General features: G+C 61.4%; 18 protein-coding genes, 2 tRNA genes and 1 pseudogene. 2 read left to right on the top strand and 19 right to left on the bottom strand.

Translation table 11 applies throughout. The features are described from left to right. Window positions 1-2: 2 nt before the first annotated feature. The 13 genes from FBY02_RS13865 to rnr all read right to left on the bottom strand — a co-directional run bounded on the left by FBY02_RS13865 (window position 3) and on the right by rnr (window position 18,448). On the bottom strand, window positions 3-893 hold the full coding sequence (locus FBY02_RS13865; protein WP_144928431.1) for a transglutaminase family protein: 891 nt from the start codon (window positions 891-893) through the stop codon (window positions 3-5). Next, window positions 893-3,379 carry a circularly permuted type 2 ATP-grasp protein gene (locus FBY02_RS13860; RefSeq protein WP_144928429.1) on the bottom strand — a complete coding sequence of 829 codons (2,487 nt, stop codon included), beginning with the start codon at window positions 3,377-3,379 and terminating at the stop codon, window positions 893-895. The genes FBY02_RS13865 and FBY02_RS13860 overlap by 1 nt, the downstream gene beginning before the upstream one ends. 217 nt (window positions 3,380-3,596) lie before the next feature. Continuing rightward, window positions 3,597-6,890, bottom strand: a complete 3,294-nt coding sequence (locus FBY02_RS13855; protein WP_144928427.1) for a DUF2126 domain-containing protein — start codon at window positions 6,888-6,890, stop codon at window positions 3,597-3,599. Between the two features lie 175 nt (window positions 6,891-7,065). After that, window positions 7,066-7,527: a hypothetical protein gene (locus tag FBY02_RS13850; RefSeq protein ID WP_144928425.1), complete on the bottom strand. Its 462-nt coding sequence runs from the start codon at window positions 7,525-7,527 to the stop codon at window positions 7,066-7,068. After that, window positions 7,524-8,444 (bottom strand): NAD synthetase, encoded by a 921-nt coding sequence (locus FBY02_RS13845; protein ID WP_144928423.1) that lies wholly within the window; start codon window positions 8,442-8,444, stop codon window positions 7,524-7,526. Before FBY02_RS13845 ends, FBY02_RS13850 begins: the two co-directional genes overlap by 4 nt. 293 nt (window positions 8,445-8,737) lie before the next feature. After that, window positions 8,738-11,038 carry a YgiQ family radical SAM protein gene (locus FBY02_RS13840; protein ID WP_144928421.1) on the bottom strand — a complete coding sequence of 767 codons (2,301 nt, stop codon included), beginning with the start codon at window positions 11,036-11,038 and terminating at the stop codon, window positions 8,738-8,740. A gap of 189 nt (window positions 11,039-11,227) precedes the next feature. Further along, window positions 11,228-12,625: a replicative DNA helicase gene (gene dnaB / locus FBY02_RS13835; RefSeq protein WP_047700335.1), complete on the bottom strand. Its 1,398-nt coding sequence runs from the start codon at window positions 12,623-12,625 to the stop codon at window positions 11,228-11,230. 136 nt (window positions 12,626-12,761) lie between these two features. After that, window positions 12,762-13,208 carry a 50S ribosomal protein L9 gene (gene rplI / locus FBY02_RS13830; RefSeq protein WP_003186385.1) on the bottom strand — a complete coding sequence of 149 codons (447 nt, stop codon included), beginning with the start codon at window positions 13,206-13,208 and terminating at the stop codon, window positions 12,762-12,764. Window positions 13,209-13,226: 18 nt separating this feature from the next. Continuing rightward, window positions 13,227-14,120 (bottom strand): hypothetical protein, encoded by an 894-nt coding sequence (locus FBY02_RS13825; RefSeq protein ID WP_144928419.1) that lies wholly within the window; start codon window positions 14,118-14,120, stop codon window positions 13,227-13,229. 36 nt (window positions 14,121-14,156) lie between these two features. After that, on the bottom strand, window positions 14,157-14,387 hold the full coding sequence (gene rpsR / locus FBY02_RS13820; protein ID WP_002551829.1) for a 30S ribosomal protein S18: 231 nt from the start codon (window positions 14,385-14,387) through the stop codon (window positions 14,157-14,159). Between the two features lie 28 nt (window positions 14,388-14,415). Further along, complete coding sequence (gene rpsF, locus FBY02_RS13815; RefSeq protein WP_144928417.1) at window positions 14,416-14,844, bottom strand: 30S ribosomal protein S6; 429 nt, start codon at window positions 14,842-14,844, stop codon at window positions 14,416-14,418. Between the two features lie 224 nt (window positions 14,845-15,068). Beyond that, complete coding sequence (rlmB, locus tag FBY02_RS13810; RefSeq protein WP_144928415.1) at window positions 15,069-15,833, bottom strand: 23S rRNA (guanosine(2251)-2'-O)-methyltransferase RlmB; 765 nt, start codon at window positions 15,831-15,833, stop codon at window positions 15,069-15,071. Continuing rightward, the gene (gene rnr, locus FBY02_RS13805) at window positions 15,830-18,448 is read right to left on the bottom strand and encodes a ribonuclease R (protein ID WP_144928413.1); all 2,619 of its coding nucleotides are present in this window, start codon (window positions 18,446-18,448) and stop codon (window positions 15,830-15,832) included. Before rnr ends, rlmB begins: the two co-directional genes overlap by 4 nt. Window positions 18,449-18,674: 226 nt before the next feature. On the opposite strand from rnr, the gene FBY02_RS13800 reads away from it, so the two are divergent. Both FBY02_RS13800 and FBY02_RS13795 read left to right on the top strand, forming a co-directional pair. Next, window positions 18,675-18,761, top strand: a tRNA-Leu gene (locus FBY02_RS13800). 177 nt (window positions 18,762-18,938) lie between these two features. Next, a tRNA-Leu gene (locus FBY02_RS13795) sits at window positions 18,939-19,025 on the top strand. A gap of 168 nt (window positions 19,026-19,193) precedes the next feature. On the opposite strand, the gene FBY02_RS28775 is transcribed toward FBY02_RS13795, so the two are convergent. The 6 genes and pseudogenes from FBY02_RS28775 to hflK all read right to left on the bottom strand — a co-directional run bounded on the left by FBY02_RS28775 (window position 19,194) and on the right by hflK (window position 26,163). Beyond that, window positions 19,194-19,898 (bottom strand): methyl-accepting chemotaxis protein, encoded by a 705-nt coding sequence (locus FBY02_RS28775; RefSeq protein ID WP_370873794.1) that lies wholly within the window; start codon window positions 19,896-19,898, stop codon window positions 19,194-19,196. Window positions 19,899-20,099: 201 nt separating this feature from the next. After that, a pseudogene (locus FBY02_RS28770) lies at window positions 20,100-20,153 on the bottom strand (hypothetical protein); the annotation flags it as partial. A gap of 1,123 nt (window positions 20,154-21,276) precedes the next feature. Continuing rightward, a complete protein-coding gene (locus tag FBY02_RS13785) occupies window positions 21,277-22,569 on the bottom strand; it encodes an adenylosuccinate synthase (RefSeq protein WP_047700344.1) in 1,293 nt (430 codons plus the stop codon). Between the two features lie 54 nt (window positions 22,570-22,623). Then, on the bottom strand, window positions 22,624-23,811 hold the full coding sequence (locus FBY02_RS13780) for an ATP phosphoribosyltransferase regulatory subunit (protein WP_144928409.1): 1,188 nt from the start codon (window positions 23,809-23,811) through the stop codon (window positions 22,624-22,626). Window positions 23,812-24,124: 313 nt separating this feature from the next. Continuing rightward, complete coding sequence (gene hflC, locus FBY02_RS13775; protein WP_144928407.1) at window positions 24,125-24,994, bottom strand: protease modulator HflC; 870 nt, start codon at window positions 24,992-24,994, stop codon at window positions 24,125-24,127. Beyond that, on the bottom strand, window positions 24,994-26,163 hold the full coding sequence (hflK, locus tag FBY02_RS13770; RefSeq protein WP_144928405.1) for an FtsH protease activity modulator HflK: 1,170 nt from the start codon (window positions 26,161-26,163) through the stop codon (window positions 24,994-24,996). The genes hflC and hflK overlap by 1 nt, the downstream gene beginning before the upstream one ends. Window positions 26,164-26,200 lie beyond the last annotated feature (37 nt).

The following is a 26,200-nucleotide window of genomic DNA, read 5'->3' as shown; positions in this document are numbered from 1 at the left end:
AATCATTCCAGCGGCATCACGGTCACCCGAACCTCGGGATCGTGATTACCGCCCCCCAGGATCACCCCGCGTAACGGCGACACATCGGAAAAATCCCGGCCCCAGGCCAGGGTGATGTGCTCCAGGGCTGGCTGTACGTTGTTGGTCGGGTCGAAATCCACCCAGCCCAGTGCCGGACAGAACACCGAGATCCAGGCGTGGGACGCATCGGCGCCAATCAACCGGGGCTGGCCGGGCGGTGGCTGGGTCAGCAGGTAACCGCTGACGTAACGCGCCGCCAGCCCACGGGAACGTATGCAGGCCAGCATCAGATGGGCAAAGTCCTGGCATACGCCCCGCCGCCGTTCCAGCACCTCCACCAACGGCGTCGCCACCTGCGTCGCCTCGGCATCGAACGTAAACTCGTCGAAAATCTTCTCCATCAGCGCCCGGACACACCACATCAATGGGCGCCCCGGCGCAAAGCAGCTTTCGGAAAATTCGACGAAGCTGCGCTTGAGGTGCACATAAGGAGACTCGAAACGGTAGCGACACGCGTCCAGCAATGCCTCGGACAGCGGCCGGCTGCTGTAGGTCAGCGCCTGGCAGGTCGACTCCCAGGCTGGCGACAGGTTGAAATCAGGTTCAGGGCGAGCCAGCACTTCGATACTCAGGCGGGCATTGACCAGCAACTCATCATGGGGCCGTTCGAAAGCCAGGCGGGTCAGTGGATTACCGAAGACATCCAGCTCATCCCGACGGGTCGTCGGCTCGGGGCTGATCACCAACTGCTGGTCGGTGCAACGCTGCCACTCACAGGGCCGCGGCCACAGGTGGGCAAGCTGCTGGGCCAGGGATACCGGGCTGTCATAGTGGTAATGGGTGTCGTGGAGAATCTGGTAGCGGGCGCTCATCATACGGACACCGTGCGTTGGCTGACGTCATCGACGTGGGCAAAATGACGCAGGGCCAGGCGATCCGACACCTGGCCGCTGACATCGGCCACTTCCTGCAACAGGTCGGCCAGGCCATCGAGCGCGGCGCGCAGGCTGGCTTCGCCGAACAACGGATTTTCCAGGCATCGCAGGTCAAAGCGCGACAGGCGCGTCACCAACTCCGGCAACGCGGTTTCCCTCGGCGCGCCAAAGTCATCGTTCAGGCGCTTGAGGGTACGGGCCACCAGTTTCAACTGGAAGAGCACTGCATGGGGGTTCTGCTCGTCCAGCAGCAACAGGTCGAGCACCGGGATCAACTGGGCGACCGCCAGGTAACGCGAGCGGTAGGTGATGCTGCTGTTACCCAGCTCCAGCAGCCATTCCAGCCCGGCCTGATCGAACACCGCCTCCCCCCGCAGGAACGCGGCCAGGCTGCTGCTGAGAAACTGCAGGCGTTCCAGGCGCCGACCGATCATCAGGAAGCGCCAGCCCTCGTCGCGGGTCATGTCGTCCAGGGCGAATCCGGAAAGCGCCGCCAGAGACATCACCAATCGGTTGAGGAAATCCAGCAGCTCGCCGAAATCCGCTTCGCCGGTTTCCAGCTCCAGGGCCTCGCGCTGCAACTCCACCAGCGCCTGCCAGTTCTCCCGGGACAACTTGCCACGCACCTGCGAGGCCGCCCACTGCAGGCGCTGCAGGTTGGAGCGCAGGCTGAACGACCAATCGTCGCCCAGCAATGCCGCCAGCAGACGCTCAGGCAGTTCGCCCTCTTCGGGCAGCAGCATCAGGCTCTCACCCAGGGACACCGCCGATTGCAATGCCTGCGGATCATCGCCATCGACATAACGCGCCAGCATGATCCGCAGCAGCCGCGCACTGTCATCGCAACGTTCGCAATAACGACCAAACCAGAACAGGTTCTCCACCACCCGGGACGGCAGGTACGGATCCCGTCGAACCAGGTCATGAACGCCCACGGTGCGCTGGGCCTTCCACTGTTCGCTGCCAGGCGCCAGCTCTCCCAGCACCCAAGTGTCCTTGCTCGCGCCGCCACGTTGCATCGACACCACTTCGGCATCGGCCTCGGCCGCCACGCGGGTCAAGCCGCCCGGCAGCACCCGATAATCGTCCTTACCGGACACCGCGTACACACGCATGCCGATGGCCCGCGGCTGCAACAGGCCGTCCTCGGCCTGCCAGACCGGGGCCTGGGACAACTGCGCCAACTCCTGAGCCACGTAGGCGTAAGGCCGTGCCTGGATCCGCGCCGCCAGACGGTCGCGCTGCTCCTCGCTCAGGTCACGGCCGAACGCCGGCTTGAAGCTCTGGGAAGGGAAGGCCGGCCTGATCAACAGCTGAGGCAGCTTTTCCAGGGCCTGGGCCAGCACCGGCGGCTCGCCGCACCACCAAGTGGCGATGGAAGGCAGCAGCAGGTCTTCGCCGAACAGGAACTGGCAGATCTTCGGCAGGAACCCCAACAGGCCTGGCGATTCCAGCACGCCGCTACCCAAGGCGTTGCCCACCAGCACCCGCCCCTGGCGTACCGCCTCGAGCAGCCCCGGCACACCCAGGGCCGAATCGGTACGCAACTCCAGCGGATCGCAAAAGTCATCGTCGAGCCGACGCATGATCGCATGGACCCGACGCAACCCGCTGAGGGTCTTGAGGTAGACCGTGGCGTCGCGAACGGTCAGGTCGCCCCCCTCTACCAGCGGATAGCCAAGCTGGCGCGCCAGGTACAGGTGTTCGAAATAGCTTTCGTTGAAGCGCCCCGGCGTCAACAGCACCACCAGGGGCGGCTCACCCTCGCTGGGGGCTTGGCGGGCAAGGGTTTCCTGTAAGGTGCGGAAGAAACCGGACAGATGCTGGACCTTCAAGTCGCGGTACAGATCGGGAAAGGCGCGGGAGACGATCATGCGGTTTTCCAGCGCATAACCGGCCCCGGAGGGTGCCTGGGTCCGATCCGCCGTGACCCACCAGCGCCCATCGGGCGTGCGCGCCAGGTCCACGGCATACAAATGCAGGAAAATCCCTTCCGGAGGGCTGATGCCCTGGCAAGGCCAGAGGAAGTTGTTGTGCCCGAACACCAGTTCCGCCGGCAGCAGGCCTTCGCTGATCAACCGTTGCGGCCCGTAGAGGTCAGCCAGCACCGCGTTGAGCAACCGTGCACGTTGGGCAATACCGGCCGACAGCTGCTTCCATTCCTGCGCATCGATGACATGGGGCAGCAGGTCCAGCTCCCATGGCCGGTCGGCGCCCTTCGGATCGGCATAGACGTTATAGGTGACGCCGTTTTCCTGGATCTGCCGCGCCAGCAACGCCTGACGCTGCATCAGTTGGGCCGGCGTGCTGCGCTGCAACTGGTCGAACAGCCGCCGCCAGTGCGGACGCACCGCACCATGGTCGTCCAGCAATTCGTGATAAGTGCCCGTTGTCAGCGGGTAACGGTCAAGCAGGTCAGGCATGGAAAGCTCGGCAGGCGGCAGTGAAAGGTGAGACTAGCGCAAGGGCATGATGCGCGAATAGATACAATCTGTGCAGACTGCAACCTGATGTGGCCCCGCTGGGCTGCATAGCAGCCCCATACCAAACGCATCAATCACCCCGAAATAACCCATTGTCTTATTTTGGGGGCCGCTACGCGGGCCCAGCGGGGATAAATCCCCTCGCCACAGGATGTGATTACATGTTTTTCACCCCTGAAAAACGCCGCAGATCGAGCGTCAGAGGAAACTCGTCATCCACCGCCAGACTGGGTATCGGCAGTTTTCCAGGTGTATGCCCCAGACGGAAGAACCGCGCCATCCGCCGGCTCTCCGCCTCATTGGCGTTCACCGGCAGGCTCTCATAATTGCGCCCGCCCGGGTGAGCCACATGGTACTGACAGCCGCCCACGGAACGCTGCATCCAGGTGTCGAGCAGATCGAAAACCAGCGGCGCGTGGACCGCAATGGTGGGCTGCAGGCAACTGGCCGGCTGCCAGGCACGGAAACGTACCCCGGCGACGAATTCCCCGACCCGGCCAGTGGGTTGCAACGGCACCGGCACACCGTTGCACGTCAGCAGATACCGTTGCGGGGCCAGGCCATTGAGCTTGACCTGCAAGCGCTCCAGGGATGAATCCACATAACGCACGGTGCCACCGACTGAGCCCTCCTCGCCCAGTACATGCCAGGGTTCCAGGGCCTGGCGCAACTGCAACTCGATACCGCCTGCCGCATAGTCGCCCACTTTCGGAAAGCGGAACTCCATATGCGCGGCGAACCACTCAGCCCGCAGCGGGTAACCGGCGGCGTTCAGTTCTTCGATGACGTCGGCGAAGTCCTGTTCAATGAAGTGGGGCAACAGGAACCGGTCATGCAGTTCGGTGCCCCAACGCGCCAGTTTGGCCGGCGCATAGGGGTCGCGCCAGAACCGCGCCACCAGCGCTCGCAACAGTAATTGCTGAGCCAGGCTCATGCGGGCGTGGGGAGGCATTTCAAAGGCACGCAGTTCCAGCAGGCCAAGACGCCCTGTCGCGCCGTCCGGCGAATACAGCTTGTCGATGCAGAATTCAGCGCGGTGGGTGTTGCCGGTCACGTCGATCAGCAGGTTGCGCAACAACCGGTCGACCAGCCAGGGCGGGCATTCCTCGCCGGGCTCCGGCATTTGCGCAAAGGCGATTTCCAGTTCGTACAGCGCATCGTTACGCGCTTCGTCCACCCGGGGTGCCTGGGACGTCGGGCCGATGAACAATCCGGAAAACAGGTAGGACAGCGACGGATGGTTATGCCAGTAGCTGATCAGGCTGCGCAGCAGATCGGGGCGACGCAGAAACGGTGAGTCAGCCGGTGTCGCACCGCCGAGGACGAAATGGTTACCGCCGCCCGTGCCGGTGTGCCGGCCGTCGATCATGAACTTCTCGGTAGTCAGCCGGGTTTGCCGGGCCTGCTCGTAGAGGAATTCGGTGCGCTCGACCAATTCATCCCAAGACGCCGAAGGTTGCACATTCACTTCAATCACCCCCGGATCGGGCGTGATGCGAAAGTTGCCCAGGCGTGGATCGCTCGGCGGCTCATAGCCTTCCAACAACACCGGGCATTGCAGCTCCTCGGCGGTGGCCTCGATGGCGCTGACCAGTTCAAGGTAATCTTCGACGCGTTCCAGGGGCGGCATGAACAGATACAGCCGCCCCTCGCGGGCCTCAGCGCAGAAGGCGGTGCGGGTCAGCCAGTCGGCGGACACGTCGATTTCCGGTACGCGATCCTCTTCGACCAACGCCTCGCCGTGACGGGCCAGTTGTTCGGCGTCGGGCAACCCGGGTAAATCCTGGTTCGGATCGGTGGGGTGGATGAATGGATATTCGGCTGCCGTCACCCACGGCTGGGACGCCAGCGGCAAGCGATAGCCCAGGGGCGAATCCCCCGGCACCAACCGGCAGTGGTTGTCCCGCAGATACCAGCGACCGCTCTGCCATTGATCGCCCTTGGCGGTACGGGCCAGTGGCAGGACCTGGCCGATGACTTTGTTCAGGCCCTGGCTGAAGACCTTGCGCAAGCGCGCCCGCTCCATGGCATCGTCCAGGCGTGGGTCCTGGGCGCTGACATTCGAGGGCAACGCGCCTTCGCGCCAGAGGTAATAGAAGTTGTCTTCGTAGGCCGGAAACACGAAGCGCGGGGGAATGTTCAAACGCTCAGCGACGCTGGTCAGAAAACGCCCGGCCATCTCGCCATCGGCGCCGTAGTCTCGTTGTTCGTCCGCGATCAAGGCACTGTTGTGCCAGATCGGCACGCCGTCACGTCGCCAGTAGCAGTTGAGGGACCAGCGCGGTAGTTGTTCGCCGGGGTACCACTTGCCCTGGCCGAAGTGCACCAGCCCCTGGGGCGCGTAGTGCTTGCGCAGGCGCTGGAACAGCTCGGCGGAGAGTCGGCGCTTGTCCGGGCCGAGCGCCGCGGTGTTCCACTCGGCGCCGTCCGGGTCATCGATGGAAACGAAGGTCGGCTCGCCGCCCATGGTCAGCCGCACATCGCCTTGCAGCAGGTCAGCGTCGATTTGCCGGCCCAACGCCTGGATCGCCAGCCATTGCTCTTCGGTGTAGGGCTTGGTCACCCGCGGCGCTTCCCAGACCCGCTCCACGGACATTTCATGGCTGAATTCGCACTCGCAAGGCTCTACCAGGCCGGTGATCGGCGCCGCCGATGAAGGATCGGGGCTGCAAGCCAGCGGAATATGCCCTTCGCCGGCAAACAGGCCGGACGTCGCATCCAGGCCGATCCAACCGGCGCCAGGCAGGTAGACCTCGCACCAGGCGTGCAGGTCGGTGAAATCCACTTCGGTACCGGACGGGCCGTCGAGGCTTTTCACATCGGCGGTCAATTGGATCAGGTAGCCGGAGACGAACCGCGCGGCCAGGCCCAGGTGACGTAACAGTTGCACCAGCAGCCAGGCCGAGTCGCGGCAGGAACCGGACGCCTGTTCCAGCGTGTGTTCCGGGGTCTGGACACCGGGCTCCATGCGGATCAGATAGCTGATGTCGTCGTGCAGGCGCTGGTTGAGCGCCACCAGGAAATCCACCGTCGCCAACGGCGTGCGGTCGATGCCATCCAGGTAAGCCTTGAATTTCGGGGTGAGCGGCAACGTCTCCAGGTACGGCATCAGCTCGTGTTTCTCATCCGCCCCGTAGGCGAACGGAATCTTTTCGGCGTAGGGTTCGAGGAAAAAGTCGAACGGATTGAACACCGCCATTTCCGCCAGCAGATCGACCTCGATCCGCAGCTCTTCGGTTTTCTCGGGGAACACCAGGCGCGCCAGGTAATTGCCCTGGGGATCCTGCTGCCAGTTGATGAAGTGCTGCTCAGGCGAAACCTTCAGCGCATAGGAAAGAATCCGCGTACGGCTATGAGGCGCGGGGCGCAGGCGAACGATCTGCGGGCCGAGCTCGACGGCACGGTCGTAGCGGTAATGCGTGACGTGATGCAATGCGACATGGATCGACACGGCGTGCCTCCTGCAAACCTGGGCGGAATAGAAAGCGGCGCAAGACTTATGCCATGCAGGCTGGCCGGACACTTTCTTCGTCTACTCAAGGCAGTAGAGCACTAAAACGGAACGATGCCCGACTTCCCGTGCACAGAGGTGCACATAAATGTGGCGGGGATCGTAGCGAATCGACTCAGCGACGCGGGCGTGAGGCCTTTATCGCCTGGGAGAGACGTTCACGCTGATGGCGAATTTCGACCAGCTTGCTGCGCATTTCACGGTGGCGTTTGCTGTTGAGAAGGAGCAGAGCAAGCAATGAAAATAGCAGACTTAAACTGTAGATCAGTCTGTTGGGACGATATTCAATCGTAGGCAGTACGCATAAAAAGCAAAGCCCCAGCACTATTACCAATGGCACCACCCAGCGAGGACGTCCGCGCGCAATCATGAAATTGCAATGCACGATGACAAGGGTGAGGGCAATCCCACTCAGGAAAGACCACTTCGCACCTTCGGCCAGGGAAAGGTTGCGAAAATAGCTGTCAAAGAACAGCGGAATCGCACAAGCCAAAGCAAAGATCGATGCCAATATCGCCCCGATGAAAACGGGAAAATATCTGAATAGAAAACTGCGGATATTGGGTTGATCCTTCATTGGTCAATCTCTTCATACAGGCCTACGGCAATGGTGCGGACATTTCCGGAAATTGCGCTTCCGGTGAGGCCGATAGCAGCCCCCAAAGCGTCCCGTATCTGCGTGACCGTTGCATGCTTGAGCTGAGTCGATGTGAAGCGTTTGGGGAGTTCACCGGACAACTGCTTCAGCTTGAGCAGTTTTGAAGTCAAACGAGGGTCATTGATACTCAACAACTCCTTGGTCAATTTGGCCCGCTCTTGTCGATTGAGCCCCCTGAGCACCTCCCGCACACTTTTACCTGTCGTAGCTTTATTCAATCTGACCAGCTTGAGAGTCGTCAGCGAAGACGCACCCACCCCCACCAGGGACGCGGCGTCCAGCGCAATCATCGTGTACTGATACCACTCTTCACTGTCGAGCTGATCATTTCGGACAGGATTGCTTATTTCATTGCTTACGCGATAGCCGCTCGCAAAACACTGAGCAGTACTGGCGACGGCAGCCGTATAGCCGAGAGCAGCTATCACACTACTGGCGCCTGCTGAAAACGGGACGGCAACAGAACCGCTAAGTACCACGACCCAACCGATAACGGCTCCGGCACACGATAAACTGGTGTTAATTGCCTCCCCGACCAAACGCGACTCCCGAGGATTGTCCTGTACCTGTTGGGCAAACTGAGCCGGCGCGATGTACTTCTGCGCCTCGCGCAAAATGATCCGCTTGGGCTTGATGCTGCAGATCGGCTTGAATTCCCGCAGGGTCACCACGTTGAACTCCGCATCGATATACACCACGCCAGCACCGACAATGCCGGGGTCGGCGTCAATGGCGGCGAACAGCCGTGGCAGGTTGATCTGGCTTTCGATGCGTTGGCGAGCCATGAACTGGGAGGGGCTGTTGTCCATGCCAATGCCGGGTAACGGGGTACTCATGGGTCATCCTTGGGGTCTATAAGTCAAGTCGTTGGCACTGTGGCGAGGGGATTTATCCCCGCTGGGCTGCAGCGCAGCCCTACAACTAACACGCTGGTGTGCCAGATTGTTGAGTCGACAATTCTTTGGGACTGCTTCGCAGTCCAGCGGGGATAAATCCCCTCGCCACAAGGGCATCAGCGGCCTCATCGCCCGGGGCATGGGGCCGGCGCCACGATAGCAAAGGAGTAGCACTGCCGCTAGAAAGCAAAACGCCAGCACTTAGGCTGGCGTTTGCGGCAGGGTTTGGCCGATCAGCGCGGCACGACCGGCTTGCGCGCCGGCTTTGGCCCTTTGCCTTTGGCAGCGTCCTTGCGTTCCTTGGCCGCCTTCTGGTTGCGGGCGAACGCAGCGGCCTTGGCTTGCTCGCGCTTGTCCCAAGGGTTGCCGCCGTCGCTGGCACGTGGCGGCAGGCCGGTGTGCTGGGTCAGGATCTTGGTGGTTTCCTTGCCCACCTTGTGGCTGCCGGCCGGTGTCGAGTTCTTGCGACGGGCGCTCTGGTAGCTGTCGGTTGACGGCTGGTGCAGCGGGATCAGCTGATGCTTGCCCGGCCCGATCAGGTCGGCACGGCCCATGCGGGTCAACGCCTCACGCAGCATCGGCCAGCCCTTGGGGTCGTGATAGCGCAGGAAGGCCTTGTGCAGGCGGCGCTGTTCTTCGCTCTTGACGATGGTCACCCCGTCGCTCTTGTAGGTGACCTTGCGCAGCGGGTTCTTGCCCGAGTGGTACATCGCGGTGGCACTGGCCATCGGCGACGGGTAGAACGCCTGCACCTGGTCGGCACGGAACCCGTTGCCCTTGAGCCACAGCGCCAGGTTCATCATGTCTTCGTCGGTGGTGCCCGGGTGGGCGGCGATGAAGTACGGAATCAGGTACTGCTCTTTCCCGGCTTCCTTGCTGAACTTCTCGAACATCCGCTTGAACCGGTCATAGGTACCGATACCCGGCTTCATCATCTGGTTGAGCGGACCTTCCTCGGTATGCTCAGGCGCGATCTTCAGGTAGCCACCGACGTGGTGTGTCACCAGCTCCTTGACGTACTCCGGAGACTCGACGGCCAGGTCGTAGCGCAGGCCGGAAGCGATCAGAATCTTCTTCACCCCAGGCAACGCGCGGGCGCTGCGGTACAGCTGGATCAGCGAGGAATGGTCGGTGTTCAGGTTCGGACAGATGCCGGGGAACACGCAGGACGGCTTGCGGCACGCGGATTCGATCTCCGGGCTCTTGCAGGCGATGCGGTACATGTTCGCGGTCGGGCCGCCGAGGTCGGAAATCACCCCGGTGAAACCCGGCACCTTGTCGCGGATCTCTTCGATCTCGCGGATGATCGACTCTTCGGAACGGTTCTGGATGATCCGGCCTTCGTGCTCGGTGATGGAGCAGAACGTACAGCCGCCGAAGCAACCGCGCATGATATTCACCGAGAAACGGATCATCTCGTAAGCCGGAATCTTTTCCTTGCCATACGCCGGGTGCGGAACACGTACGTAAGGCATGCCAAACACGTAGTCCATTTCTTCGGTGGTCATCGGAATGGGCGGCGGGTTGAACCAGACATCGACCTCACCGTGCTTCTGTACCAGCGCCCGGGCGTTACCCGGGTTGGTTTCCAGGTGCAGCACGCGGTTGGCGTGGGCATAGAGCACGGGGTCGTTACGGACCTTTTCCACCGACGGCAGGCGGATCACGGTCTTGTCGCGGGTCATTTTCGGGCTCGCCAGGATCTGCACGACCTTGGCTTCGCTCGGGTCTTCAACCGGGCCTTTTTCCTGCTCGATGGCGCAGGCGGCGGTGTCCTGGGTGTTCACGTATGGGTTGATGATCTTGTCGATCTTGCCCGGACGGTCGATGCGGGTGGAGTCCACCTCGTACCAGCCTTGCGGCGTGTCGCGACGGATGAACGCGGTGCCGCGTACATCGGTGATGTCTTCGATCTTGTGGCCGTAGGACAGGCGCTGGGCGACCTCGACAATCGCCCGCTCGGCGTTGCCGTAGAGCAGGATGTCGGCGCTGGCGTCGATCAGGATCGAATTGCGCACCCGGTCCTGCCAGTAATCGTAATGGGCGATGCGACGCAGGGACGCTTCGATGCCGCCGAGCACGATGGGCACGTGCTTATAGGCTTCCTTGCAGCGCTGGCTGTAGACCAGGCTCGCACGGTCCGGCCGCTTGCCCGCCAGGCCACCCGGCGTATAAGCATCATCGGAACGGATTTTCTTGTCGGCGGTGTAGCGGTTGATCATCGAGTCCATGTTGCCGGCCGCGACACCAAAGAACAGGTTCGGCTCGCCGAGCTTCATGAAGTCGTCTTTGGACTGCCAGTTCGGCTGGGCAATGATCCCGACGCGAAAACCCTGGGCTTCCAGCAACCGGCCGATGATGGCCATGCCGAACGACGGGTGATCGACGTAGGCATCGCCGGTCACGATGATGATGTCGCACGAATCCCAGCCGAGCTGATCCATCTCCTCCCTGCTCATGGGCAGGAACGGCGCCGGGCCGAAACATTCGGCCCAGTACTTGGGATAGTCAAATAACGGCTTGGCTGCTTGCATGTCGATGACCGGTATAAAAGATGAAAAATCGCGGGGGCGGAATATAGCACAAAAAATGATCAAGTCCGACGGCTATGGTCGGAAATCGGCAGCGCCTCTGTGGGAGCGGGCTTGCTCGCGAAGGCGGTGTGTCAGTCGACACTGAGGTTTCTGGCACGCCGCCTTCGCGAGCAAGCCCGCTCCCACAGGTTATTCGTCGTCATCGAAATTGTAGCTGCCCGGCGCCAGGTTCTCGAACCGCGTGTACTTGCCGATGAATGCCAGGCGGATAAAGCCGATCGGGCCGTTCCGCTGCTTGCCGATGATGATTTCAGCGATGCCCTTGTGTTCCGTCTCGGGGTGATACACCTCGTCGCGGTACACGAACATGATGACGTCGGCGTCCTGCTCGATCGCTCCGGATTCCCGCAAGTCGGAGTTCACCGGGCGCTTGTTGGGACGTTGTTCCAGGGAGCGGTTCAGCTGGGACAAGGCCACCACCGGGCAGTTGAATTCCTTGGCCAGGGCCTTGAGGGACCGGGAGATTTCGGAAATCTCGTTGGTCCGGTTGTCACCACTGGAGCCCGGGATCTGCATCAGCTGCAGGTAGTCGATCATGATCAGCGCAATATCACCGTGCTCACGCACCAGGCGGCGGGTCCGGGCGCGCATTTCCGACGGGCTGATGCCGGCGGTGTCATCGATGAACAGCTTGCGGTCGTTGAGCAGGTTGACCGCCGAGGTGAGGCGCGGCCAGTCGTCATCTTCCAGCTGGCCGGAACGGACCTTGGTCTGGTCGATGCGCCCCAAGGACGAGAGCATACGCATGATCAGCGATTCGCCTGGCATCTCGAGGGAGTACACCAGAACCGCCTTGTCGCTGCGCAGCACAGCGTTTTCCACCAGGTTCATCGCAAAGGTAGTCTTACCCATGGAAGGACGGCCGGCAACGATGATCAGGTCGGCCGGTTGCAGACCGCTGGTCTTCTCGTCGAGGTCGGTGTAGCCGGTCGACAAGCCGGTGATGGCATTGTCGGTGTTGAACAGGGTGTCGATACGGTCGATGGCTTTGGTCAGCAACTCGTTGACCCCCACCGGGCCGCCAGTCTTCGGCCGGGCTTCGGCGATCTGGAAGATCTGCCGTTCGGCTTCATCGAGGATCTCTTCGGCGGTGCGGCCTTCAGGGTTGAAGGCGCTATCGGCGATTTCGTTGCTGATACCGATCAACTGACGCAACGTCGCCCGCTGGCGGACAATTTGCGCATAGGCCTTGATGTTGGCGACAGACGGCGTGTTTTTCGCCAGTTCGCCCAAGTAGCCGAGGCCACCGACCTGGGAAGTCTGACCTTCCTTGTCCAACTGTTCGGCCAGAGTGACCACGTCGATCGGCATGTTCTGATCGGCCAGCTTGGCGATCGCACGGAAGATCAGGCGGTGGTCATGCCGGTAGAAATCGCCATCGGAGACTTGATCGAGCACGCGTTCCCAGGCGTTGTTGTCCAGCATCAGGCCACCGAGCACGGCCTGTTCGGCCTCGATGGAATGTGGCGGCACCTTCAGGGCGGCGGTTTGCAGATCGTATTGCTCGGGAGCGGTGATTTCGTTCATGGCCACTTGATTCTTTGGGAACCCCAAGGGGTTATGAAAATCAGGAATTGCAGAAAGACAAAGGGCACGACCTGTAAACAGGATCGTGCCCGATGTTACCGGCTAGCACCCAAGGGTGCCAGCCGACAGCTATTGCTTAGGCTGCTACCACGACAACGCGTACGGTGGCTTCAACTTCAGCGTGCAGGTGCACGGCTACGTCGAATTCGCCTACGTTGCGGATGGTGCCGTTCGGCAGACGAACTTCGCTCTTCGCAACTTCAACGCCGGAGGCGGTCAGTGCGTCAGCGATGTCGTGGGTACCGATCGAACCGAACAGCTTGCCTTCGTCGCCAGCGGTGGCAGTGATGGTCACTTCCAGCTCGGCCAGTTGGGCAGCACGGCTTTCAGCCGATGCCTTACGGTCTGCGGCGGCTTTTTCCAGCTCGGCGCGACGCTCTTCGAACGCAGCCAGGTTGGCGGCGGTCGCAGCGGTAGCCTTGCCGAAAGGCAGCAGGTAGTTACGGCCGTAACCGGCCTTAACGTTTACTTTGTCGCCCAGGTTGCCCAGGTTGGCGATTTTTTCCAGAAGGATCAGTTGCATGTGAAAATCCTCTAACTTTTAACCTTCACCGTTCGCGCTGTCGGCGTCTTTCGACGCCATACGACCGCGAAAATCAATCAGGCTGTCGACGATGGCCAGGACCACCAGCAACGGATAGATCAGCTGCATGAACAGCAACAACGTGACGTACAACCCCACCAGCCAGAACCTGGCCAGTCGCTTTTGCGCCACCAGCCCGTGAATCAGGGCCAGGGCCGCGAAGACCAGCGGTACGCTGCACAACGGCGTGAGCATGGCCATCTGCGGACCGAAGTTCGGCCCCAGAAGCATGCCCGCCAGCAGCAACATCGCCAGCCCAAGCGGGAACCGGATGGCGCGAAACTCGCGACCAAAACCACCCGGGTTGTACAACAACGCCTGCCAGTAGCGCCCGACAATCAGGCTCAGCACACTGACGATTTGCAACAAGGCCGCAATCAGGCCGGTCAGGACCGGTGCGATCAGGGACGCAAAACGCGCCTGCTCCTCTGCCGACATCTGCCGGTAGAGATCACCGAGGGCCTCGGGCAGGATTTTTACCAAAGCCTGCGACAGCATCTCGATCTGGGGCGCGAAAGCCACCCCGAGCACCACTGAAAACACCACCCCTATCGCTATGCTGACCAGCAGCACGCGGTTCCAGGATTCGCTGGCGCGCAACACCAACGCCAGCGCCGAGGACCCCAGAAGCACCATCAGTGCCCGCGGGTCCGCGGCGTACAACCACCAGAGCAAGGCCGGCAGCAGTCCCAGAGCAAGAACGCTCGAGGCGTCCCTCAATCCGCGCCGCAGGAGTACGAGACTCCCGGCGGCAGCACCCAACCAATACAACAACGGCAATGCCGCACATCCAGCCACTACCAGAGTGGCCTGCATACGGCCGCGCATGATGAACTCAGCTATGGCGCGCATGCATTCAATCCTTTGCTACTTGTCGACTGCCCGGTCTCAGCGGCCGTGGCTGTCGGTGTAGGCCAACAGGGCCAGGAAGCGGGCGCGCTTGATAGCGGTGGCCAGCTGACGCTGATAACGAGCTTTGGTACCGGTGATGCGGCTTGGAACAATTTTGCCGGTCTCGGATACGTAGGCTTTCAGAGTGTTGAGATCTTTGTAATCGATCTCTTTCACGTCTTCAGCGGTGAAGCGGCAGAATTTACGACGACGGAAGAAACGTGCCATGTGATTGGCTCCTTAAAAGGTCCGTGGATTACTCGTCAGCGTTATCGCTGTTGTCGCTGTCGCTATCGCTGTCATCGCCATCGGCGCTGTCAGAGTGCTCAGGACGGTCGCGACGCTCACGGCGCTCACTGCGGTTTTCTTCAGCCTTGAGCATCTCGGATTGGCCGGTGATGGCTTCTTCGCGACGGATGACCAGGTTACGGATCACTGCATCGTTGTAGCGGAAGTTGTCTTCCAGCTCGGCCAGGGCCTTGCCGGTGCACTCAACGTTCAGCATCACGTAGTGAGCCTTGTGAACATTGTTGATTGCATAGGCCAGTTGACGACGGCCCCAGTCTTCCAGGCGGTGGATTTTGCCGCCGTCTTCTTCGATCAGCTTGGTGTAACGCTCAACCATGCCGCCGACTTGCTCGCTTTGATCCGGGTGGACCAAAAAGATGATTTCGTAATGACGCATGAATGCTCCTTACGGGTTGTAGCCTGCCGCTTGAAAACGGTCAGACAAGGAGTGAATGACACTTATGGACTTGTGGACGCTAGACACATAAGTGCCTGCCATCACAGCAAGGGGCGCAATTGTAGAGAAGGGTCGAGGCAGGTGCAAGGCAATTGAACAGACGCAAGCCACGAGCGACAAGCGGCAAGACAGAAGCGCAATGCTTCCAACTCGCTGCTTGAAGCTTATAGCTTGCGCGAAGCAGCCGCCTTGACGCTACGCTGGCGCAGCGCCTCGAACAGACACACACCGGTCGCGACCGAGACGTTGAGGCTGCTGACGCTGCCGGCCATCGGCAGCTTGACCAGGTAGTCGCAATGTTCGCGGGTCAGGCGACGCATGCCTTTGCCTTCGGCACCCATGATCAGGATCGTCGGGCCGGTCAGGTCCTGCTGATACAGGTCCTGTTCGGCCTCGCCCGCCGTGCCGACCACCCACAAGCCGCGCTGCTGGAGTTTTTCCAGGGTGCGCGCGAGGTTGGTCACGGCCACCAACGGAATCACTTCCGCGGCGCCGCAGGCGACTTTTCGTACGGCCGGCGTCAAGGTTGCCGACTTGTCCTTGGGAACGATCACCGCCAATGCCCCGGCCGCATCCGCCGAACGCAGGCAGGCGCCGAGGTTATGAGGATCGGTCACGCCGTCCAGCACCAGCAACAAAGGCGCGCCTTCGGTACGATCGAGCAGTTCCTCGAGCATCGCCTCGCCCCAGACCTGACTCGGGCTGACCTCGGCCACGACACCCTGGTGCACACCTTCGACCCAGGCGTCCATTTCGCGCCGTTCGGCCTGGCCGACCGCTACGCGATTTTCGTTGGCCAGTTCGACCAGGGTCTGGACCCGTGGCTCACTGCGGCTTTCAGCCAGCCAGATCTGTTTGACCCGCTTGGGGTGATGACGCAACAGCGCTTCCACGGCATGCACGCCGTAGATTTTTTCTAGCTGACTCATGACTTGGCCTTGGGTTTACGGGCTCCGCCACTTTTAGCCGGGGCCGAGCCCGCTTTCGACGGACCCTTACGGTGTTTGCTCGGTTTGCTGCTTGCGCTTTCGGGAGCCGACCGCCCGGTCTTTCCTCCCGACGCGGCTTTGCCACCTTTCTTGGCTTCGGCCAGCAACGCCTGCTTCATTTCGCGACTCTTGCGCACTTCGGCATTTTTCGCCGCGGCATCGCTCGGGCGATAGGCATCGCTGGCTTTTTCCTTGGCCGGGGCGCGACGGCTGGACTTGGTCGAGGCCGGCTCGGCAGCGGTCTTGGCCGCAGGCGCAGATGTCTCGGTGCCACGCTTCTTGCGTCCGATCGGTGCATCGATGGTTTTTTCCGCCATCTCGAAGTCGATCTTGCGCTCGTCGAGATCGACGCGCATCACCCGCACTTCGACGGTATCGCCAAGACGGAAGCTGCGCCCGGTGCGCTCACCCGCCAGGCGGTGGTGCACAGGGTCGAAGTGGTAGTAGTCACCCGGCAGCGCGGTGACATGCACCAGACCCTCGACATAGATATCGGTCAGTTCGACAAACAGGCCGAAACCGGTCACGGCGGTGATCACGCCCGGGAACGACTCGCCCACGCGATCCTTCATGTACTCGCACTTGAGCCAGTTCACCACGTCGCGGGTCGCTTCGTCGGCGCGACGCTCGCTCATCGAGCACTGCTCGCCCAACTGCTCCAGGGCCGCCTCGTCGTACGGATAGATGCGCGCCTTCGGAATGGTCATCGCACCGGCACGCCTGACGTGCGGTGTGTTCATCTTCGAATGGATCACGCTGCGGATGGCCCGGTGCGTGAGCAGGTCAGGGTAGCGACGGATCGGCGAGGTGAAGTGGGTATAGGCCTCGTAATTCAGGCCGAAGTGGCCCTGGTTATCGGCGCTGTACACCGCCTGACTCAAGGAGCGCAGCATGACGGTCTGGATCAGGTGGAAATCCGGACGATCCTTGATGTTGGCCAGTAACGCCTGGTAATCCTTCGGCGATGGACCTTCCTTGCCCTTGTGCAGGGACAGGCCGAGCTCACCGAGGAAGGCGCGCAGTTTTTCCAGGCGCTCTGGCGGCGGGCCGTCGTGGACCCGATACAGCGCAGGGATCTCATGCTTCTTCAGGAATTCGGCGGTAGCCACGTTGGCCGCCAGCATGCATTCCTCGATCAATTTATGCGCATCGTTGCGCACGGTCGGACGGATTTCGGCAATCTTGCGCTCGGAACCGAAGATGATCCGTGTTTCCTGGGTCTCGAAATCAATCGCCCCACGGACATGACGAGCCGCCAGCAGCACCTTGTACAACGCATAAAGCTGCTTGAGGTCCGGCAGCACCTCGTTGTATTCACCACGCAGCTTGCGCGATTCGGCCAGCTTCGGCGTCTCGAGCATGGCGCTGACCTTGTTGTAGGTCAGACGGGCGTGAGAATGAATCACCGCTTCGTAGAAGCAGTAGTCGGTCATCTCGCCGGACTTGGAGATGGTCATCTCGCAGACCATGGCCAGGCGATCGACATGGGGATTGAGCGAGCACAAGCCGTTGGACAGCTCTTCAGGCAACATCGGCACGACGCGCTCGGGGAAGTACACCGAGTTACCGCGCACCTGGGCTTCGGCATCCAGTGCCGAACCGAGCTTCACGTAGCTGGAGACGTCGGCAATCGCCACGTACAACTTCCAGCCGCCGGAGAACAGGCGCAGCTTGCCCGGCCGGGCTTCGCAGTAGACCGCGTCGTCGAAGTCCCGCGCATCCTCACCGTCGATGGTGACGAACGGCAAGTGACGCAGGTCGATGCGCTTTTCTTTGTCCTTTTCTTCGACTTCCGGCTTGAGTTTGGCGGCTTCTTTCAGGACCGCCTCAGGCCAGACGTGGGGAATGTCATAGGTACGCAGGGCAACGTCGATCTCCATGCCCGGCGCCATGTAGTTGCCGACCACTTCCACCACATCGCCTTGCGGCTGGAAGCGCGGGGTTGGCCAGTGGGTGATTTTCACCTCGACGAACTGACCGACCTTGGCGTTGGCGTTGCGGCCCGGGGTCACCAGCACTTCCTGCTGGATCTTCGGGTTGTCCGCGACGACAAAGCCGATGCCGCCCTCTTCAAAGTAGCGGCCGACGATGCTTTCGTGGGCACGGGACACCACTTCGACGATCACGCCTTCACGGCGACCGCGTCGATCCAGACCAGACACACGGGCCAGCGCCCGGTCACCGTCGAACACCAGGCGCATCTGCGCCGGGCTCATGAACAGGTCGTCACTGCCGTCATCGGGAATCAGGAACCCGAAGCCATCGCGGTGACCGGCGATACGGCCCAGGATCAGATCGAGCTTGTCCACCGGCGCATAGGTTCCGCGCCGGGTATAGATCAGTTGAGCATCGCGCTCCATGGCACGCAGGCGGCGGCGCAGGGCTTCGAGTTGATCTTCGGTCGTCAGCCCGAACTCTTCGACCAGCTCTTCACGGCTGGCAGGCGAACCCCGGTCGGCGAGATGCGCCAGGATCAGTTCGCGGCTGGGAATAGGGTTTTCATATTTTTCCGCTTCACGAGCGGCCTCGGGATCGAGGGACTGCCAATCGGCCATTAGAGAGTTTTCACCTTGTCTATATGCGGGTTAGTTTGGCATAGGCGTAATGAAACGGGAAATTTCAGGCATCCGAAGCCCTTTCTAAAGGTCTTTTACCCCTGTCTTCAAGCAGGGAAGGCACCGCTCGTGAAATTTCCCGTTTTTTTTATCAAGAGGGGTTTACAGTTAAAAACACGCTCCGTATAGTGCGCGCCATCGACGACGTACACACGTTGCCGATACTGCCCAGATGGTGAAATTGGTAGACACGCCAGCTTCAGGTGCTGGTGACCGCAAGGTCGTGGAAGTTCGAGTCTTCTTCTGGGCACCAATTTCGAGCAAGAGATCAACGATCTGCAAGCTCCCTAAAAACCCGCGAAAGCGGGTTTTTGCATTTCTACCCCACTGAAATCCACTTTCACAATTATTAAAACAAAAACAGGGGTTTACAGATTAAAACGCGCTCCGTATAGTGCGCCACATCGACAGCGGCAACGCTGAAGATGCTGCCCAGATGGTGAAATTGGTAGACACGCCAGCTTCAGGTGCTGGTGACCGCAAGGTCGTGGAAGTTCGAGTCTTCTTCTGGGCACCAATTCAAGCTTCAAGACCTGGTCTTGAAGCTCACAGAAACCCGCGAAAGCGGGTTTTTGCGTTTCTGGGCTGGGGAATTCCTGATGCCGCAGGGGATGAGGCGGCCGTCGGGCCGCCATCGCGAACAGGTTCGCTCCCACAAGTGGCCCAGACATAGGCCGGCCACGCATCAGGCCCTGAACTGCCCCAGGCTCGCCTTCAACTGCGCCGCCAAGCTGTCCAGCACCTTGCCGCTTGCCGTCGTCTCGACCACGGCCTGGGCCGCCTTTTCGGCCTGGGCATGAATAGTCTCCACCCGCCCACGCACTGCCTGCGCCCCCTGAGCCTGATGGGCCGCTGCCTGAGTCGCCAGGCCAATCGCCGCGTGCACCTGCTCCACGGAAGCCTGTACCGACTGCTGCAAGCGAGCACTGTCACGCAACACCAACAGGCCCTCGCTGGCCTGACGCCCGGCCTGGCCGATCGCGGCCACCGCCTCGCGGGCCCCCTGCTGCAATGCCACGATGTGGGCCTGGATGTCACCGGTTGAACTCTGGGTCTTGCTGGCCAATGCCCGCACTTCGTCCGCCACCACTGCAAAGCCACGCCCGGTTTCCCCGGCCCGCGCCGCTTCGATGGCCGCGTTCAGGGCCAGCAGATTGGTCTGCTCGGCAATGCCGTGAATGACCGTCAGCACCACTTCGATCTGCTCGCTCTGCTGCGCCAGCCGCTCGATCACCTTCGCCCCGGTGTCCACCTGCCCGGCCAACGCCTCGATCAGGCCACTGACCTTGGCCGAAGTCCGGGTGTTTTCGTCTGTGGCCTGGCGAATCTCGACCACCTGCTGCAGGGCCGCCTGCATCGCCTGGCTTTCCGACTGTGCTTCGTCAGCCATCTGCGACAACGCACGCAAACTCTCGGCCACCTCATCACGCTGCATCCCGGCCGCCGCATCGGCGCCGGAGTTGCGCAAAGTCATTGCACCGATTTCCACACCGGTGCGCTGGGCGACATCACCCGCCTCTCGCACAATGGGTTGCAACTTATCCACAAAGCGATTGACCGCCGAGGCCATGTCGCCGATTTCATCCTTGCTGTTGATCTGCACACGCTTGGTCAGGTCACCCTCCCCTGCCGCCAGATCATTCATTGCTGCGATCAGCAGCTTCAAGCGATTGACCACCCGGCGCCCCAGCACCACGGCCAACAGCAGCAATACGCCAAAGCCCACCAGCGCGAGGCCGAGGCCGATGCGCCAGCGCAAGGTACTCGCCGCTTCCTGCACCGTGCCGGAAGTGTTGGTCTGCATCTGCGTGGCGGTGGCCTGTGCCGACTGCAGGCGGCCGCGCATGGCAGCGGCACTGTCGGCGGCGGCCCCCTTGAGGCTGTCACCGACCAGTTGATCGCTGCTGGCGATCAATGCCGAAAAGCGCTGATCCAGCGCCTTCAGATCGGATTCCACCGAAGCAGTGGAGACTCCCATCAATACTTTGCCGATTTCCACCCCATTGGGATTGATCGATGCCTCAAGGTAGTACACCGATGGATCGGTCTTCGCAGCGTCCAGCACCTTGTCCAGTGCCCGCTCGCCCTTACCCTTCTCCAGCAAAGCCTTGTTGATCGCGTTATCCCGGTTCAGGTAACGGGTCAGGTGCTCACCGTTGGCATCATCGTAGATGACGAACAAGACATTGGGATTACGCTGGGCCCGGCGGGCGAACTCGGAAAGCGTCGGTATGTCACTGTCCCACATGGCGCGGGGAGCGACGGAAGCCAGGAGCTGCGCCATATCATTGGCGGAGTCCTTGAGTGCTTTTTCCAACGTCGTGCGCAGCTGCGACTGCTCATCTTTCAGGCGCGTGGATAAGCCCGCGTTCAATCGCTGGCGGGTACTGGCGGACAAACTGTCCAGGCTTGAGGTGACCTCCCGCCCAGCCTGCTCCAGCTCGCCGGAGAGTTTCTGGCTGTCAGCACCCAGGCGTGAGCCCAGGTCGGTTTCGAGCGCCGTGACCGTGCTGCGGGTCAGAGCAACCGCCACCAGCACCTGCACCAAAAGGGCGATACCAAGGGTAACGAACACAGGCCGTAGTAAACGGCTTTGTAACAGGGAGAGAACGGCCGACACGGGAAATCCCTCTACGAACGCCATTAAATTGGTGGCACTCGTCAAGATGTGCCAGTAATGGAGTTGCATAGCAAGTGTTGTGCCGTCGGCAGGCAGAAACGACAAAGGACCCATAGGAGGGTCCTTTGTCTTTTACATCAGCGACTTATCAACCAAACGGGTGGCGCAGAACGATGGTTTCGTTGCGGTCAGGCCCCGTCGAAATAATGTCGATAGGCGCGCCCACCAGTTCTTCGAGGCGTTTGATGTAGTTGCGGGCCGCCGCAGGCAGCTCTTCCAGGGTCTTGGCACCCACGGTCGATTCGGTCCAGCCTGGCATCTGCTCATACACCGGCTCCAGGCCGATGTAGCTGTCAGCGTCGGTCGGTGCGTCGATGACCGCGCCGTCCTGATTCTTGTAGCCCACGCAGATGTTGATGGTTTCCAGGCCGTCCAGCACGTCCAGCTTGGTCAGGCACAGGCCCGAGATGCTGTTGACGTCGATGGCGCGACGCAGGATGACGGCATCGAACCAGCCGCAACGACGGGCACGACCGGTGGTGGCACCGAACTCGTGGCCGCGCTTGGCCAGGAAGGCACCGACGTCGTCGAACAACTCGGTCGGGAACGGACCCGAGCCCACGCGAGTGGTGTAGGCCTTGGTGATACCCAGGATGTAGTCCACGTACATCGGACCGAAGCCCGAACCGGTGGCGATGCCGCCGGCAGTGGTGTTGGAGCTGGTAACGTACGGGTAGGTGCCGTGGTCAATATCCAGCAGCGAACCCTGGGCGCCTTCGAACATGATGTCCTTGCCCGCGCGACGCAGCTCATGCAGCTCGGCGGTGACATCGAGCATCATCGGCTTGAGCAGCTCGGCGTATTCCATGCACTCGTCCAGGGTCTTCTGGAAGTCGATGGCCGGTTCTTTGTAGTAATTGACCAGGACAAAGTTGTGGTAGTCCAGCAACTCGCCCAGCTTGGCGGCAAAACGCTCGCGGTGGAACAGATCACCGATGCGCAGGCCACGACGGGCCACCTTGTCTTCGTAGGCCGGGCCGATGCCGCGGCCGGTGGTGCCGATCTTCATCTCGCCACGGGCCTTTTCACGGGCTTGGTCCAGCGCAACGTGGTAGGACAGGATCAGCGGGCAAGACGGGCTGATACGCAGGCGCTCGCGCACCGGTACGCCCTTCTCTTCCAGCTTGACGATTTCCCGCAGCAGGGCGTCGGGGGCAACCACGACACCGTTACCGATCAGGCATTGCACGCCTTCGCGCAGCACGCCCGATGGAATCAGGTGCAGGACGGTTTTCTCACCGTCGATCACCAGGGTGTGACCGGCGTTGTGGCCACCCTGGTAGCGCACTACGGCGGCAGCATGTTCGGTCAGCAGATCGACGATCTTGCCTTTGCCCTCATCACCCCACTGGGTGCCCAGGACTACGACATTCTTACCCATAACACTTGTCCTCATTCGCGCAAACTTGGTGCCGGCCGCAGCCGGCAGGAAAACTCAAGAAGCCAGCGGCAGTACCTGCCAAAGCCCGTTGTGCTGAATCAATTGCCGGTCGCAGTCCGCTTCACGGGCGGCGGCCAAAGGCTGCCCAGGCAACGCCTGGACGACACGCTGACCCTCACTGCGCAACTGGCAGACCGTCTGCCAAAGAGCCGCATCCGTACTGTCAGGCATCCAGATACCGCCGGACGGTAACTCGACTTCAGCACGCCCCAGGGTCACCAGGGTTTTCAGATCGGTAGAGAAACCGGTCGCGGGACGAGCGCGACCGAAGTCGGCGCCGATATCGTCGTAACGGCCACCCTGGGCGATGGACTGGCCCACGCCCGGCACGAACACAGCGAACACCACGCCGGTGTGGTAGTGGTAGCCACGCAACTCACCCAGGTCGAAATACAACGGCAGCTCGGGGAAACGCACCGACAGACGCTCGGCGATCGCCAGCAGGTCGTCCAGCGCCGCCAATACAGGCGCCGGCGCATGGGCCAGGCGCTCACGCGCCGCCGCCAGCACTTCACGGCCGCCGCACAGGTCTACCAGCGCCCGCAGCATGTCGGACAGATCGGCCGGCAAACCTTCGGTCAGGCTGATGACCTCATCGATGGCCTTGCGCTGCAAGGCGTCGAACAACCGCTGCTCCACTTCACCGGACAGACCGGCCGCACGGGCCAGGCCGCGATAGATGCCGACGTGACCCAGATCCATGTGGACATCCGGCACATCAGCCAGTTGCAGCATGGCCAGCATCAGGCTGATGACTTCCACGTCGCTGCTCGGGCTGGCATCGCCATACAATTCGGCACCCAGCTGGATCGGGCTGCGCGAGGACGACAGGGCGCGGGGCTGGGCATGCAGTACACTGCCGGCGTAGCACAGGCGACTGGGGCCTTCACGGCGCAGGGTATGGGCGTCGATACGCGCTACCTGGGGCGTGATGTCGGCTCGAAAACCCATCTGTCGGCCCGACTGCGGATCGACGACCTTGAAGGTGCGCAGGTCCAGGTCCTGGCCCGCGCCGGTCAGCAGGGATTCCAGGTACTCGATATGCGGAGTAACGACGAACTCGTAACCCCAGCTCTGGAACAGATCCAACACCTGCCGACGCGCTACTTCGATACGCGCAGCTTCCGGTGGCAGTACTTCTTCGATGCCATCTGGCAGCAGCCAGCGGTCTACCGTTGCCATTACGCCATTCCCCTATGGTCCGGGCGGCCAGCCTTCGGGCAAGCCTTGAGTGAAGCAGAAAGCGCCCATGCCCTACGCAAAAAACGCGCAAGGGCGACGTGACGAATGGCCCGGAATCGGCCTCGTCCAGCACTTTCCTCGAAAAGCCTGTCGAGTCGTTCAACCCGACGCCTGCAACCAAAACCGCAATCGAACGTGCAGACGCAAAAAAGCCGGGAATTTCCCGGCTGCCGCATCATACACCCGTTTTCCCAAAGGATCACCCCGCCAGACGTTTTAGCCGCCGGGCGGAGTGCCTCGGGTCAACGTGGCATCAAGGCTTGGCCTTTTCCAGGTAGCGGAAAAACTCGCTGCTCGGGTCCAGGACCAACACGTCGGATTTGTGCGCGAAGCTTTCACGGTAGGCATGCAAGCTACGGTAGAACGCGTAGAACTCCTGGTCCTGGCCGTAGGCCTTGGCATAGATCGCCGCGGCCTGGGCATCGCCATCACCGCGAACCTCTTCCGACTCACGATAGGCTTCGGCCAGCAATACGCGACGTTGACGATCGGCGTCGGCACGGATGCCTTCGGCCAGCTCGTTACCCTTGGCGCGATGCTCGCGGGCTTCACGCTCACGCTCGGTGCTCATCCGCTCGAATACGCTGCGGTTCACTTCCTTAGGCAGATCGATGGCCTTGACCCGGACATCGACCACTTCAATACCCAGTTCCTTTTCCGCCATGGCATTCAGCGAACGGGTAATGTCGGCCATGAGCGCATCACGCTCACCGGACACCACCTCATGCAGGGTGCGCTTGCCGAACTGGTCACGCAAACCCGACTCCAGGCGGCGGGACAGGCGTTCGTCAGCGATCTGCTTGAGACCCGAGGTGGCCGTGTAGAAGCGCTCGGCATCCTTCACGCGCCACTTGGCGTACGCATCGACCATGACCGCTTTCTTTTCCAGTGTCAGGAAGCGTTGCGTCGGCGCATCCAGCGTCATCAGGCGAGCATCGAACTTGCGCACCTTGTTGACATACGGCACTTTCACATGCAGCCCCGGTTGGACATCCGTCTCGACCACGCGACCGAACTGCAGCAACACTGCCCGCTCGGTCTGGGACACGATGTAGAAGCAATTCCAGGCAGCGATCGCCACGACGACGCCAACAATAAGGGCGATCAGCGATTTATTGCTCATCAGCGACTCTCCCTGGTACGTGCTTGCTGTTGCTGCTCCACCGCGGCGCGAGCATTCGCTTCATTGCTGGAGGCTGCCGTGCTGGCCGCTGGCGTGCTGGTGTTGCGACCGCTTTCGACCATCTTGTCCAACGGCAGGTACAGCAGATTGCTCTGGCCATTCTTGTTGCCGGTCACGAGGACCTTGCTGGTATTGCTGAAGACTTCCTGCATGGTGTCCAGGTACAGACGCTCACGGGTCACCTCTGGGGCCTTGCGATACTCGGCCACCAGCTTGGTGAAGCGATCGGCCTCACCCTTGGCACGGGAGACCACTTCGTCACGGTAACCATTGGCATCCTCGATGATGCGTTGGGCCTGACCACGGGCTTCCGGCACGACGCCGTTGGCATAGGTCTCGGCCTGGTTGCGCGAACGCTGCTCGTCTTCACGGGCACGGATCACGTCGTCGAAGGCTTCCTGGACTTCACGCGGCGCCGCGGCGCTCTGCACGTTGACCTGAGTGACGGTGATACCGGTGCGATAGGTATCGAGGAACCGCTGCAGGCGCTCCTTGATTTCGCTGGCCATCAGCTCACGACCCTCGGTCAGCACCTGGTCCATGGCGGTGGAACCCACCACATGGCGCAACGCACTCTCGGTGGCATGCTGCAGGCTGACTTCCGGCTGGTCGACGTTCAGTACGAAGTCCTGCAGGTTGGTGATCTTGTACTGCACGGTCAGCGGCACTTCGACGATGTTTTCGTCTTCCGTGAGCATCTGGCCCTGCTTGGTATAGGCACGCTCACGCGTGACGTTCTCCATGTACTTCTGATCGATTGGCGGGAAGTAGATGTTCAGGCCCGGGCCGACGGTTTCGTAGTACTTGCCGAAACGCAGCACCACGGCCTGCTCCTGCTCGTCCACGACATACACCGCGCTGTACAACCAGATAGCCGCGAGCACGACCAGGCCGATGCCGAGCAGGCCGAAACCGCCGCCCTTGCCTGGACGACCACTGCCGTCATCACCGCGTTTCTTACCACCACCGAACAAACCGTTCAGGCTTTCCTGCAGCTTGCGGAAGGCCTCGTCGAGATCCGGTGGCCCCTTGCGGTCGCCGTTGTTACGACGCTTGCCGCCCCAGGGATCCTGGTTATTCGAGTTGCCACCCGGCTCATTCCAAGCCATAGCGCTCTCCATCTGATAAAGCAAAGACGCACCCACG

The sequence above is a fragment of the Pseudomonas sp. SJZ078 genome (assembly GCF_007828255.1).
In the GTDB taxonomy this organism is placed as follows: domain Bacteria; phylum Pseudomonadota; class Gammaproteobacteria; order Pseudomonadales; family Pseudomonadaceae; genus Aquipseudomonas.
This window is presented reverse-complemented; position numbering and strand designations above follow the sequence as displayed.